Source organism: Citrobacter sp. CK206, assembly GCF_030333125.1.
Lineage (GTDB): Bacteria > Pseudomonadota > Gammaproteobacteria > Enterobacterales > Enterobacteriaceae > Citrobacter_B > Citrobacter_B koseri.
Map to the genome: position 1 here is coordinate 1 of NZ_JAOWGM010000031.1, position 14165 is coordinate 14165.

Below are 14165 nucleotides of genomic sequence, written 5' to 3' on the forward strand. Positions count from 1 at the left end.
ACTCAGAAGTGAAACGCCGTAGCGCCGATGGTAGTGTGGGGTCTCCCCATGCGAGAGTAGGGAACTGCCAGGCATCAAATAAAGCAAAAGGCTCAGTCGAAAGACTGAGCCTTTTTGCGTTCATGCGTCCGGGCGCAGCCGGATGGCGGCTGCGCCTTATCCGGCCTACGTATGAACCAGATTCAATAACGGATACGGTCTGCCAAGATCGTCTACCTCTGAACGTCCTGTCACTTTAAATCCCATCTTTTTGTAGAACCCAACCGCTTGTTCATTCTGTTCGTTAACGTTGGTTGTTAACTCGGGGGCCAGCGTAAACGCATGCTCAACCAGCAATTTCCCTACGCCGCAGCCACGAACGTCGGGATCGACAAACAGGGCATCCATGTGCTGCCCGGTCAGCAGCATAAACGCGACGGGCTCATCCTGCTCTGTCACTGCCACCCATAACGGCGCTTCTGGTAAAAAAGAACGCACCAGCTCTTCCAGCTCGCTCCGATAGGATGCAGACAGAAAATGGTGCGTAGCATCAACAGAACGACACCAGATAGCAATCAGTTTTTCCCCTTCATCCTGCCGCGATCGGCGAATGCTAATAACCATATTATCTCCTTTTCTTTGTGCTTATATTCTATCGTAAACACCGCCGTGAAACTTTCTCACCTTCAACATGCAGGCTCGACATTAGAAGAATTTCTGGGTATCTTCAGCTATCTGGATGTCTAAACGTTTAAACGTATGTAGTGAGGTTATCAGGTTATGCCAATTCGCGTGCTGGACGAGCTACCCGCCGTCAATTTCTTACGTGAGGAAAACGTCTTTGTTATGACGACATCCCGCGCTTCTGGCCAGGAAATTCGTCCGCTGAAGGTGCTTATCCTCAACCTGATGCCGAAGAAGATTGAAACGGAAAACCAGTTCCTGCGCCTGCTGTCAAACTCACCGCTTCAGGTCGATGTTCAACTCTTGCGGATTGATGCTCGTGAATCGCGTAATACACCGGCAGAGCATCTGAACAACTTCTACTGTAACTTCGAGGATATCTGCGATCAGAACTTCGATGGGCTGATTGTCACCGGCGCGCCTCTGGGTCTGGTGGAATTTAATGATGTTGCGTATTGGCCGCAGATTAAGCAGGTGCTGGAGTGGGCAAAAGATCACGTCACCTCAACGCTGTTTGTCTGTTGGGCGGTACAGGCCGCGCTTAATATTCTCTATGGCATTCCGAAGCAAACCCGCACAGATAAACTTTCCGGCGTCTACGAACATCACATCCTTCATCCTCATGCTTTACTGACTCGTGGTTTTGATGATTCATTCCTTGCTCCGCACTCACGCTATGCCGACTTCCCGGCGGCGCTGATTCGGGACTATACCGACCTTGAGATCCTCGCAGAAACTGAAGATGGAGATGCCTACCTGTTTGCCAGCAAAGATAAACGAATCGCGTTTGTAACCGGTCACCCGGAGTACGATGCCCATACGCTGGCCAGTGAATATTTCCGGGATGTTGAAGCAGGTTTAAGTCCGAATGTACCGTACAACTATTTCCCGAAAAACGATCCGCAAAACAAACCTCGCGCGACCTGGCGCAGCCACGGTAATTTGCTGTTTACCAACTGGCTCAACTATTACGTCTACCAGATCACGCCATATGATCTGCGTCACATGAATCCAACGCTGGATTAATCTTCTGTAGCGCACGATCCTAAAGCGTTTCAGCATGTTGAAACAGGCACCTTCGGGTGCCTTTTTTATTTCTGAAATGCCGCTCATCTTGTAATTAAACTTTATTTTTATTGTTATCAATAAGTTAATTGATAATTAAATTAAAAATGGAAATTGTTTTTGATTTTGGAATTTAATTGAGTAGTCTTAGTTGTGCTGAACGAAAACCACACAACGATCCTTCGTTCGCATTGGGGATGTATTCGGATCAATGACGAGGAGCTGCATAATGAATCAACAGGCAACGACAACCGATGAACTGACCTTTACCAGGCCGCATGGTGAGCAGGAGAAGCAAATTCTGACCGCAGAAGCGGTAGAGTTTCTGACCGAACTGGTGACGCGTTTTACGCCAAAGCGTAACAAACTCCTCGCTGCTCGTATTCAGCAACAGCAGGATATTGATGACGGTAAGTTGCCTGATTTTATTTCGGAAACCGATTCCATTCGTGAGGGTGACTGGAAAATTCGCGGCATTCCTGACGATTTACAGGATCGTCGTGTGGAAATCACCGGCCCGGTAGAACGTAAAATGGTGATTAACGCGCTGAATGCTAACGTGAAAGTGTTCATGGCCGACTTTGAGGATTCACTGGCGCCGGAGTGGAGCAAAGTGATTGATGGCCAGATCAACCTGCGTGATGCGGTGAACGGCACCATCAGCTACACCAACGAAGCCGGGAAAATCTATCAACTCAAGCCGGACCCGGCGTTACTGATTTGTCGCGTACGCGGTTTACACCTGCCGGAAAAACATGTGACCTGGCGTGGTGAAGCCATTCCTGGCAGCCTGTTTGATTTCGCTCTCTACTTTTTCCACAACTATAAAGCGTTGCTGGCAAAAGGCAGCGGCCCGTATTTCTACCTGCCGAAAACTCAGGCCTGGCAGGAGGCAGCCTGGTGGAGCGAAGTCTTCAGCTATGCCGAAGACCGTTTTAATCTGCCGCGCGGCACCATCAAAGCCACCTTGCTGATTGAAACGCTGCCTGCCGTCTTCCAGATGGATGAGATCCTGCACGCGCTGCGTGACCATATTGTTGGTCTTAACTGCGGCCGCTGGGATTACATTTTCAGCTATATCAAAACACTGAAAAATCACCCGGATCGCGTCCTGCCGGACCGTCAGGTGGTGACGATGGATAAACCGTTCCTCAGCGCCTATTCACGGCTGTTGATCAAAACCTGCCATAAGCGCGGCGCATTTGCGATGGGCGGCATGGCGGCGTTTATCCCGAGCAAAGACGCCGAGCGCAACAATCAAGTGCTCAACAAAGTGAAAGCGGACAAAGCGCTGGAAGCCAATAACGGTCATGACGGCACCTGGATCGCGCACCCGGGGCTGGCGGACACCGCGATGACGGTCTTTAACGAGGCGCTGGGCGAAAACCAGAACCAGCTGTTTGTTACCCGTGATGAAGATGCGCCCATTACTGCCGAACAGCTGCTGGCGCCCTGTGAGGGCGATCGTACCGAAGAGGGGATGCGCGCCAATATTCGCGTGGCGGTGCAGTACATCGAAGCATGGATTTCCGGTAATGGCTGCGTACCGATTTATGGCCTGATGGAAGATGCGGCAACGGCTGAAATCTCCCGTACCTCTATCTGGCAATGGATTCATCACGAGAAAACCCTGAGCAACGGCAAACCCGTCACGAAAGCGCTATTCCGCCAGATGCTGGCCGAAGAGATGCTGGTGATCCAGGACGAGTTGGGCGAACACCGCTTCAGCAGCGGGCGCTTTGATGAAGCCGCGCGCCTGATGGAGCAGATCACTACCTCTGATGAACTGATCGATTTCTTGACCCTGCCAGGCTACCGCCTGCTGGCTTAACTCACCACATAACAATATGGAGCATCTGCACATGAAAACCCGTACCCAACAAATCGAAGAGTTACAGAAAGAATGGACGCAACCGCGCTGGGAAGGCATCCGTCGCCCGTATAGCGCGGAGGAAGTGGTGAAATTACGCGGCTCGGTCAACCCGGAATGTACGCTGGCGCAGCTTGGCGCGGCCAAAATGTGGCGTCTGCTGCATGGCGACGCGAAAAAAGGCTACATCAACAGCCTCGGCGCACTGACCGGCGGCCAGGCGCTGCAACAGGCGAAAGCGGGCATTGAGGCGGTCTATCTGTCCGGCTGGCAGGTGGCGGCGGACGCTAACCTGGCCTCCAGCATGTACCCGGATCAGTCGCTGTACCCGGCAAATTCTGTTCCGGCGGTCGTGGATCGGATCAACAACACTTTCCGTCGTGCGGATCAGATCCAGTGGGCATCCGGCATTGAGCCTGGCGATCCGCGCTTTGTCGATTACTTCCTGCCGATCGTTGCCGATGCGGAGGCCGGTTTTGGCGGCGTACTAAACGCGTTTGAACTGATGAAATCGATGATCGAAGCCGGTGCAGCGGCTGTTCACTTCGAAGATCAGCTTGCATCGGTGAAGAAGTGCGGTCATATGGGCGGCAAAGTTCTGGTGCCGACGCAGGAAGCCATTCAGAAACTGGTGGCTGCGCGTCTGGCGGCTGACGTGATGGGCGTACCGACGTTGCTGATTGCCCGTACCGATGCGGATGCGGCAGATCTGATAACCTCCGATTGCGACGCGTACGACAGTGAATTTATTACCGGCGAACGCACCAGCGAAGGCTTCTTCCGCACGCGTGCCGGTATTGAACAGGCGATCAGCCGTGGGCTGGCGTATGCGCCTTACGCAGACCTGGTGTGGTGCGAAACCTCCACGCCGGACCTTGAACTGGCGAAGCGCTTTGCCGATGCCATCCACGCGAAATACCCGGGTAAACTGCTGGCCTACAACTGTTCGCCGTCGTTCAACTGGCAGAAGAACCTGGACGATAAAACCATCGCCAGCTTCCAGCAGCAGCTGTCGGACATGGGCTACAAGTACCAGTTCATCACCCTGGCGGGCATCCACAGCATGTGGTTCAACATGTTCGACCTGGCACATTCCTATGCGCAGGGTGAAGGCATGCGCCACTACGTTGAGAAGGTTCAGCAGCCAGAATTTGCGGCGGCCAAAGACGGTTACACCTTCGTCTCCCATCAGCAGGAAGTGGGGACAGGCTACTTCGACAAAGTGACCACCATTATTCAGGGCGGCACCTCCTCAGTGACGGCATTAACGGGTTCCACTGAAGAATCGCAGTTCTGATCCATGCCGGATGGCGCTTACGCTTATCCGGCCTACCCCGAACCGTAGGCCGGATAAGGCGCTTGCTCCGCCATCCGGCAACCGATGAGGACAAACCATGTCGCGTGGCCTGGAATTACTGATTGCTCAAACCATCCTGCAAGGCTTTGACGCGCAGTATGGTCGATTTCTGGAAGTGACTTCCGGCGCGCAGCAGCGCTTTGAACAGGCCGACTGGCATGCCGTGCAGCAGGCGATGAAAAGCCGTATCCACCTCTACGATCATCACGTTGGTCTGGTGGTGGAACAGTTGCGCTGCATTACTGACGGCAAAAGCACCGATGCGGCCTTTTTACTGCGTGTCAAAGAGCATTACACCCGGCTGTTGCCGGATTACCCGCGCTTCGAGATTGCGGAGAGCTTTTTTAACTCCGTCTACTGTCGGTTATTTGACCACCGCTCGCTCACTCCCGAGCGGCTTTTTATCTTTAGCTCCCAGCCTGAACGCCGGTTTCGCACGATCCCGCGCCCGCTGGCGAAAGATTTCTTCCCCGATCACGGCTGGGAACCGCTGTTGACGCGTATTCTCAGCGATCTACCGCTGCGTTTGCCCTGGCAAAACAAAAGCCGTGATATTCATTATATCATTGCTCACCTGACGGAAACGTTCGGAGCGGAGGCTTTGCACCGCAGCCATTTGCAGGTGGCGAATGAGCTGTTTTATCGCAATAAAGCCGCCTGGCTGGTGGGGAAATTGCTGACCCCAGCCGGCACGTTGCCGTTTTTGCTGCCGATTCATCGCACCGATGAAGGCGAACTGTTTGTCGATACCTGCCTGACCACCACGGCTGAGGCCAGTATCGTGTTTGGTTTTGCCCGTTCCTACTTCATGGTGTACGCGCCGTTGCCCGCCGCGCTGGTTGAGTGGCTGCGTGAGATCTTGCCAGGTAAAACCACCGCCGAGCTGTACATGGCGATTGGCTGTCAGAAGCATGCGAAAACCGAGAGCTATCGCGAGTATTTACTGTATCTGGCGAACAGCGATGAGCAGTTTATTGAAGCGCCCGGTATTCGTGGCATGGTGATGCTGGTGTTTACGCTGCCGGGCTTTGACCGGGTGTTTAAGATCATCAAGGATAGGTTTGCCCCACAAAAAGAGATGTCGGCCGCCCATGTGCGCGCTTGCTATCAACTCGTTAAAGAACACGATCGCGTCGGGCGGATGGCCGATACGCAGGAGTTCGAGAACTTTGTGCTGGAGAAGCGGCGAATCGCGCCAGCGCTGATGACGCTGTTGCGCCAGGAGGCGCCGGAGAAAATCATCGACCTTGGCGATCAGATAGTGATTCGCCATCTCTACATTGAGCGTCGTATGGTGCCGCTGAATATCTGGCTGGAGCAGGTGGAGGGCCAGCAACTGCGTGACGCGATTGAAGAGTACGGCAATGCGATTCGCCAGCTTGCCGCCGCCAACATTTTCCCCGGCGACATGCTGTTTAAAAACTTTGGCGTCACCCGCCACGGGCGCGTGGTGTTCTACGATTACGATGAAATTTGCTACATGACGGAAGTGAATTTCCGCGATATTCCGCAAGCGCGCTACCCGGAAGATGAGCTGGCCAGCGAGCCCTGGTACAGCGTTTCGCCAGGGGATGTTTTCCCGGAAGAGTTTCGCCACTGGCTGTGCGCTGACCCAAGAATTGGGCCGTTATTTGAGGAGATGCACGCCGACCTGTTCCGCGCCGACTACTGGCGGGCGTTACAGACGCGTATCCGCGAAGGGCACGTGGAAGATGTTTACGCCTATCGGCGCAAACAGCGGTTTTGCTTCAGATTTGCGGCTTGACGCCCGGTGGCGCTGCGCTTACCGGGCCTACACGTGACTGTAGGCTGGATAAGGCGCTTGCGCCGCCATCCGGCAAGCCTTGCTTATCTAAACCCGCCGTATGCCAGCGTGACTTCTTTCGCTGCTTTAATCACCATCGCGCCAAACTCGGTGACGCGATCGTCAGTGATGCGGGAAATCGGCCCGGAAATTGAGATCGCGGCAAACGGCTCGCGGTGCTCGTCGTAAATGCACGACGCAACGCAACGCAGGCCAAGCGCGTGCTCTTCATCATCAAAGGAATAACCGCGCTTGCGCGTCTGGGCGAGGTCGTCTTTCAGATGTACCGGCGACACCAGCGTGGCGTGGGTATAGGCATGCAGCCCTTTACGGTGCAGCAGGCCAGTCACCTGCTCTTCGCTGAGTTGCGCCAGAAACGCTTTCCCGGCGCCGGAAGCGTGCATTGGCAGTTTGCCGCCGATGGGCGCAGACATGCGCATCAGCTGTGTGCACTGTACCTGGTCGATAATAATCGCCTGGTGATCGCTCTGATCCAGCACCGCCAGATTGACCGTCTCACCGGAGTCTTCCATCAGTTTGCGCAGGATAGGGTGGACAATCGCCAGCAGATTACGGCTCTGCAAAAAACTGCTGCCGACGATAAACGCATGGGCGCCCACGGCCCAGTGGCCCAGCTCTCCCACCTGTCGCACAAAGCCCTGCTGCTGCATGGTGGTCAACAAACGGTGAGTCGTGGAGTTCGGCAGGCCCGCCTGCTGCGCCAGTTCGGTCAGCGCGACGCTGCCGTTGGATTCGGCAATCCACTCCAGCAGCTTCAGGCCACGGGTCAGCGACTGAACCTGCCCGGTTGCGGGCGCAGTGGCAGCGGCGGGTTTTCTACCGCGTTTCGCGGGGACAGGGGCAACCATGGCGGACTCCTTTTCTGTATCGTGGAAATCATTTTCGTTTTATTAAAATATAATGCAAGAATTCCTGCACTGATCGGAGGAGTGAAGCTGAACATGTCTCATGTTGCCTGTTGTTCTCTTTTCCGCCTGTCGTGTTTATGCCAGTATGGTTTGTTGGCCTTTTTTCGGTCCAGGTTGAGTGTTGTCGGGAGCAAGTCGTGAGCAGCAAAGTTGAACAACTGCGTGCGCAGTTAGATGAACGTATTCTGGTTCTGGATGGTGGCATGGGGACAATGATCCAGAGCTATCGCCTGAGTGAAGAGGATTTTCGCGGCGAGCGTTTTGCTGACTGGCCCTGCGATTTGAAAGGCAACAACGACCTGTTGGTACTCAGCAAGCCGGAGGTGATTACCGCGATTCATCACGCTTACTTTGAGGCGGGTGCGGATATCATCGAAACCAACACGTTTAACTCCACGACGATTGCGATGGCGGATTACCAGATGGAATCCCTGTCGGCGGAAATCAACTTTACCGCTGCGAAACTGGCCCGCGCCTGCGCCGATGAATGGACGGCGCGCACGCCGGAAAAACCGCGCTACGTTGCGGGCGTGCTTGGCCCAACCAACCGCACCGCGTCCATCTCGCCGGACGTGAATGACCCGGCGTTTCGCAATATCTCCTTCGATCAGCTGGTCGCGGCCTATCGCGAATCCACTAAAGCGCTGGTGGAAGGCGGGTCAGACCTGATTCTGATTGAAACCGTCTTCGACACGCTGAATGCGAAAGCTGCCGTTTTTGCGGTGAAAGAAGAATTTGAAGCGCTGGGCGTCGAGCTGCCGATTATGATCTCCGGCACGATTACCGATGCGTCCGGGCGCACGCTCTCCGGCCAGACTACCGAAGCGTTTTATAACTCGCTGCGCCATGCCGAAGCGCTCACCTTCGGTCTTAACTGCGCGCTGGGGCCGGATGAACTGCGCCAGTATGTGCAGGAACTGGCGCGCATTGCCGAATGCTATGTCACCGCACACCCGAATGCCGGTCTGCCTAACGCCTTCGGCGAATACGATCTTGGTGCTAATACGATGGCGAAGCAGATCCGCGAGTGGGCGGAGTCGGGCTTTCTCAATATTGTCGGCGGCTGCTGTGGGACGACGCCGGAACACATTGCCGCGATGAGCCGCGCGGTTGATGGTTTAGCGCCGCGTAAACTGCCCGATATTCCGGTTGCCTGTCGTCTCTCTGGCCTTGAGCCGTTGAATATTGGCGATGACAGCCTGTTTGTAAACGTGGGTGAGCGTACTAACGTTACCGGTTCCGCTAAATTTAAGCGGCTGATCAAAGAAGAGAAATACAGCGAAGCGCTGGATGTCGCCCGCCAGCAGGTGGAGAGCGGCGCGCAGATTATCGATATCAACATGGATGAGGGGATGCTCGACGCCGAAGTCGCGATGGTGCGCTTCCTCAACCTGATTGCCGGTGAGCCGGATATCGCCCGCGTACCGATCATGATCGACTCCTCAAAATGGGAGGTCATCGAAAAAGGGCTGAAATGCATTCAGGGTAAAGGCATCGTTAACTCCATTTCGATGAAAGAGGGCGTGGAAACCTTTATCCACCATGCGAAGCTGCTGCGTCGCTATGGTGCGGCGGTAGTGGTGATGGCCTTTGATGAACAAGGGCAGGCTGATACCCGCGCGCGTAAGATCGAGATTTGCCGCCGGGCGTACAACATTCTCACCAAAGAGGTGGGCTTCCCGCCGGAAGATATTATCTTTGACCCGAACATTTTTGCCGTAGCGACCGGTATCGACGAGCACAACAACTACGCGCAGGACTTTATCGGCGCCTGTGAAGATATCAAACGCGAACTGCCGCACGCGCTGATCTCCGGCGGCGTCTCTAACGTCTCCTTCTCGTTTCGCGGCAACGACCCGGTGCGCGAAGCGATTCATGCGGTGTTCCTCTACTACGCCATCCGTAACGGCATGGACATGGGGATCGTCAATGCCGGGCAACTGGCGATTTATGACGACCTGCCCGCCGAACTGCGCGACGCGGTGGAAGATGTGATCCTCAATCGCCGCGACGATAGCACCGAGCGTCTGCTGGCGCTGGCGGAAAAATACCGTGGCAGCAAAGCCGATGATTCAGCCAATGCGCAACAGGCGGAATGGCGCAGTTGGGAAGTGAAAAAACGCCTTGAGTATTCGCTGGTAAAAGGCATTACCGAGTTTATCGAACAGGATACCGAAGAAGCCCGCCAGCAGGCGACGCGTCCGATCGAGGTTATCGAAGGGCCGCTGATGGACGGTATGAACGTGGTGGGCGATCTGTTCGGCGAAGGCAAAATGTTCCTGCCGCAGGTGGTGAAATCGGCCCGCGTCATGAAGCAGGCGGTGGCGTATCTGGAACCGTTTATTGAAGCCAGCAAAGAGCAGGGCTCCAGCAACGGTAAAATGGTTATCGCCACCGTGAAGGGCGATGTGCATGACATTGGCAAAAACATTGTTGGCGTCGTTTTACAGTGCAACAACTATGAAATCATCGATCTTGGCGTTATGGTGCCGGCAGAAAAAATCCTCAAAACCGCGAAAGAAGTGAATGCGGATTTGATTGGTCTCTCCGGCCTGATTACCCCGTCGCTGGATGAAATGGTCAACGTGGCGAAGGAGATGGAACGTCAGGGCTTCACCATCCCGCTGCTGATTGGCGGCGCGACCACGTCCAAAGCGCATACGGCGGTGAAGATTGAGCAGAACTACAGCGGCCCGACGGTCTATGTCCAGAACGCCTCGCGTACCGTGGGCGTCGTGGCGGCGTTGCTGTCTGAAACCCAGCACGATGAGTTTGTCGCCCGTACCCGTAAAGAGTATGAAACCGTGCGCATCCAGCATGCGCGTAAGAAACCGCGCACGCCGCCGGTGACGCTGGCCGCCGCGCGTGATAATGACCTGGCATTTGACTGGGAAAGCTATACACCGCCTGTCGCTCATCGTCTGGGCGTGCAGGACGTTGAAGCCAGTATCGAAACGCTGCGCAACTACATCGACTGGACGCCGTTCTTTATGACCTGGTCGCTGGCCGGGAAATATCCGCGCATTCTCGAAGACGAGGTGGTAGGCGAAGAAGCGAAACGCCTGTTTAAAGACGCCAACGACATGCTGGATAAACTGAGTGCGGAGAAGACGCTCAATCCGCGTGGCGTGGTGGGGCTGTTCCCGGCAAACCGTGTGGGTGATGATATCGAAATTTACCGCGATGAGACGCGTACCCATGTGCTGGCGGTCAGCCATCATCTGCGTCAGCAAACGGAGAAGGTGGGTTTCGCCAACTATTGCCTGTCTGACTTTGTTGCGCCGAAACAGAGCGGCAAAGAGGATTACATCGGCGCCTTCGCCGTCACGGGCGGTCTGGAAGAGGATGCGCTGGCAGAGGCATTCGAGGCGCAGCATGATGATTACAACAAGATTATGGTCAAAGCGATCGCCGACCGTCTGGCGGAAGCCTTTGCGGAATACCTGCATGAGCGGGTGCGTAAAGTTTACTGGGGCTATGCGGCGAATGAGAACCTCAGCAACGAGGAGCTGATCCGCGAAAACTATCAGGGGATTCGTCCGGCGCCAGGCTATCCGGCCTGCCCGGAGCACACTGAGAAGGGCACCATCTGGCAACTGCTGGACGTGGAAAAACATACCGGCATGAAGCTGACCGAATCCTACGCCATGTGGCCGGGCGCTTCCGTTTCCGGTTGGTACTTCAGCCATCCTGACAGCAAGTACTACACCGTCGCGCAAATACAGCGCGATCAGGTGGAGGATTATGCGCAGCGTAAAGGGATGACGGTCGCGGAGGTGGAGCGCTGGTTGGCCTCCAACCTGGGCTATGATGCTGACTAGTTCATAAAACTGTCATTTTTCCTTACAACAAACAGGGTGCTCATCGGGCGCCCTGTCTCTTTATTGTTTTGAAACCCTTATACTGGAAGAAGGTTCACGGGGCTGCTTGCCGGATGGCGGCGTAAACGCCTATCCGGCCTACAAATATCCCCGTACGCCATCCGGTAAAAAGGCTGAACATCATAATAATGATAAGGAGTACCTGATTCTGTGTTAACTCTGCTACACCTGCTTTCTGCTGTTGCCCTGCTGGTGTGGGGCACCCATATTGTGCGTACCGGCGTGATGCGCGTTTTCGGCGCTCGTCTGCGTACCGTTCTCAGCCGCAGTGTTGAAAAGAAACCGCTCGCCTTCTGCGCGGGTATCGGCGTTACTGCGCTGGTGCAAAGCAGTAACGCCACGACTATGCTGGTGACGTCATTTGTCGCCCAGGATCTGGTCGCCCTGACGCCTGCACTGGTGATTGTGTTGGGGGCCGACGTGGGGACCGCGCTGATGGCGCGTATCCTTACCTTTGATTTGTCATGGTTATCGCCGCTGCTGATTTTCATCGGCGTTATCTTCTTTTTGGGGCGTAAGCAGTCACGCGCCGGACAACTGGGGCGAGTGGGGATCGGTCTTGGCCTGATACTGCTGGCGCTGGAGCTGATTGTGCAGGCGGTGACGCCGATTACTCAGGCGAATGGCGTACAGGTCATCTTCGCCTCGCTGACCGGCGACATCATGCTGGATGCGCTGATTGGCGCCATGTTTGCCATCATCAGCTATTCCAGCCTGGCAGCCGTCCTGCTGACGGCCACGCTGACGGCGGCGGGCATCATATCGTTCCCGGTCGCGTTGTGCCTGGTCATCGGCGCCAACCTCGGTTCCGGCCTGCTGGCGATGCTCAACAACAGCGCAGCCAATGCCGCCGCTCGCCGCGTGGCGCTGGGCAGTCTGCTGTTTAAGCTGGTGGGCAGCCTGATTATCCTGCCGTTTGTCCATGTGCTGGCCGATACGATGGATGCGTTACCGCTGCCAAAATCCGAACTGGTTATCTACTTCCACGTTTTTTACAACCTGGCGCGGTGTCTGGTGATGATTCCGTTCGCCGAACCGATGGCGCGTTTCTGTAAACGTATTATCCGCGATGAACCGGAGCTGGATGCCCATCTGAAGCCTAAACATCTGGATGTCAGCGCGCTGGACACGCCAACGCTCGCGCTGGCCAATGCCGCCCGGGAAGCGCTACGCATTGGTGATGCGATGGAGCAGATGATGGAAGGTCTGAAAAAGGTGATGCACGGCGAGCCGCGCGAAGAGAAAGAGCTGCGCAAGCTGGCGGATGATATCAACGTGCTTTACACCGCCATCAAACTCTATCTGGCGCGGATGCCGAAAGAGGAACTGGCGGAGGAAGAGTCGCGGCGCTGGGCGGAAATCATCGAGATGTCCCTGAACCTGGAGCAGGCCTCGGATATCGTCGAACGGATGGGCAGCGAGATTGCTGACAAGTCGCTGGCGGCGCGGCGGGCGTTTTCCATTGAAGGGCTGAAAGAGCTGGATGCGCTGTATGATCAGTTACTCAGCAACCTGCAACTGGCGATGTCGGTGTTTTTCTCCGGCGACGTCACCAGCGCCCGACGTTTGCGTCGCAGCAAACATCGTTTCCGTATTCTCAATCGTCGTTATTCACATGCGCATGTGGATCGCCTGCACCAGCAGAACGTACAGAGCATCGAAACCAGTTCATTGCATCTGGGACTGCTGGGCGATATGCAACGCCTGAATTCGCTGTTTTGTTCGGTGGCTTACAGCGTGCTGGAGCAGCCGGATGAAGACGACGAGCGGGATGACTATTGATTGCTGATTGCCGGATGGCGGCGTAAAACGCCTTATCCGGCCTACGTTATAAGCACTATCCTGTAGGCCTGATAAGCGTAGCGCCATCAGGCATTTTACATTCTACATAGCGACGATCAGAAGCGATGACCGGCTTCAAGAGGAACCGCTTCTTCACCCGCGTTGAACACATACGTCGTGTTCGGGCCGCCGAGCGTCGCCAGCCCCTTGCTCACCTGAATCCAGTTGCCTTCCGGCAGGCCAATCACCGTTAACTCTGGCGCGACCACCAGCAGCTCGCGAATACGCTGTTCGCGGGTTTCGCCTTTGTGACCTTCCGGCAACGCGTTAGTGAAGTGCGGGTTAATCTGCAACGGGAACAGACCCAGCGCATCAAACCCTTGTGGGTCAACGATCGGCATATCGTTAGTGGTGCGAATGGTCGGACAGGCAAGGTTCGCGCCCGCGCTCCAGCCGATATACAACGCGCCACGCTTAACGGCAGCCACGATGGGCGCCAGCAGCCCACGTTCACGGCTCTCTTTTAGCAACTGGAAAGTGTTCCCACCGCCGACAATCACCACTTCCGCATCGGCAATCGCTGCGACCGGATCGGCGACGCTATGAATACCGGTCACTGAAACGCCGAGCGGCGCAAGGACTGCGGCGGTTTTCGCTGTGTAGTCGTCCCAGGTTTGCGTGACGCCAGCAAACGGGAGAAACACCGCTGAACGGCGGCCATGCAGTTGTTCCGCCACCAGCGGCAGCGCGTGTTCCAGCCAGGCTTTTCCCGGCAGAGTGGAGTTACTCAATAACAGCAGTTCCATGACATCTC

General features: G+C 55.5%; 9 protein-coding genes and 1 rRNA gene. 7 read left to right on the forward strand and 3 right to left on the reverse strand.

What is annotated here, in order from left to right:
• Window positions 1–73: ribosomal RNA gene (gene rrf / locus OGX81_RS22175) — 5S ribosomal RNA — on the forward strand; the annotation flags it as partial.
• A gap of 92 nt (window positions 74–165) precedes the next feature.
• Here the strand turns inward: rrf and OGX81_RS21090 are convergent.
• A complete protein-coding gene (locus tag OGX81_RS21090) occupies window positions 166–603 on the reverse strand; it encodes an acetyltransferase (RefSeq protein WP_058668401.1) in 438 nt (145 codons plus the stop codon).
• Window positions 604–759: 156 nt separating this feature from the next.
• Here OGX81_RS21090 and metA point away from each other — a divergent pair, with 156 nt between their 5' ends.
• The 4 genes from metA (at window position 760) to aceK (ending at window position 6720) form a co-directional block, all read left to right on the forward strand.
• Window positions 760–1689: a homoserine O-acetyltransferase MetA gene (gene metA, locus OGX81_RS21095; protein ID WP_012134677.1), complete on the forward strand. Its 930-nt coding sequence runs from the start codon at window positions 760–762 to the stop codon at window positions 1687–1689.
• Between the two features lie 268 nt (window positions 1690–1957).
• On the forward strand, window positions 1958–3559 hold the full coding sequence (gene aceB / locus OGX81_RS21100; RefSeq protein ID WP_104867915.1) for a malate synthase A: 1602 nt from the start codon (window positions 1958–1960) through the stop codon (window positions 3557–3559).
• 31 nt (window positions 3560–3590) lie between these two features.
• The gene (aceA, locus tag OGX81_RS21105) at window positions 3591–4895 is read left to right on the forward strand and encodes an isocitrate lyase (protein WP_024130843.1); all 1305 of its coding nucleotides are present in this window, start codon (window positions 3591–3593) and stop codon (window positions 4893–4895) included.
• Between the two features lie 97 nt (window positions 4896–4992).
• Entirely contained in the window at window positions 4993–6720 is a 1728-nt protein-coding gene (gene aceK / locus OGX81_RS21110) for a bifunctional isocitrate dehydrogenase kinase/phosphatase (RefSeq protein ID WP_012134674.1), read from the forward strand.
• Between the two features lie 83 nt (window positions 6721–6803).
• On the opposite strand, the gene iclR is transcribed toward aceK, so the two are convergent.
• Entirely contained in the window at window positions 6804–7628 is an 825-nt protein-coding gene (gene iclR / locus OGX81_RS21115; protein ID WP_047459716.1) for a glyoxylate bypass operon transcriptional repressor IclR, read from the reverse strand.
• A gap of 197 nt (window positions 7629–7825) precedes the next feature.
• On the opposite strand from iclR, the gene metH reads away from it, so the two are divergent.
• Both metH and OGX81_RS21125 read left to right on the forward strand, forming a co-directional pair.
• Complete coding sequence (gene metH, locus OGX81_RS21120; protein WP_104867914.1) at window positions 7826–11509, forward strand: methionine synthase; 3684 nt, start codon at window positions 7826–7828, stop codon at window positions 11507–11509.
• Between the two features lie 210 nt (window positions 11510–11719).
• The gene (locus OGX81_RS21125; RefSeq protein WP_024130841.1) at window positions 11720–13351 is read left to right on the forward strand and encodes a Na/Pi cotransporter family protein; all 1632 of its coding nucleotides are present in this window, start codon (window positions 11720–11722) and stop codon (window positions 13349–13351) included.
• Between the two features lie 116 nt (window positions 13352–13467).
• On the opposite strand, the gene pepE is transcribed toward OGX81_RS21125, so the two are convergent.
• Window positions 13468–14157, reverse strand: coding sequence for a dipeptidase PepE (pepE, locus tag OGX81_RS21130; RefSeq protein WP_104867913.1), 690 nt, complete (start codon window positions 14155–14157; stop codon window positions 13468–13470).
• Window positions 14158–14165 lie beyond the last annotated feature (8 nt).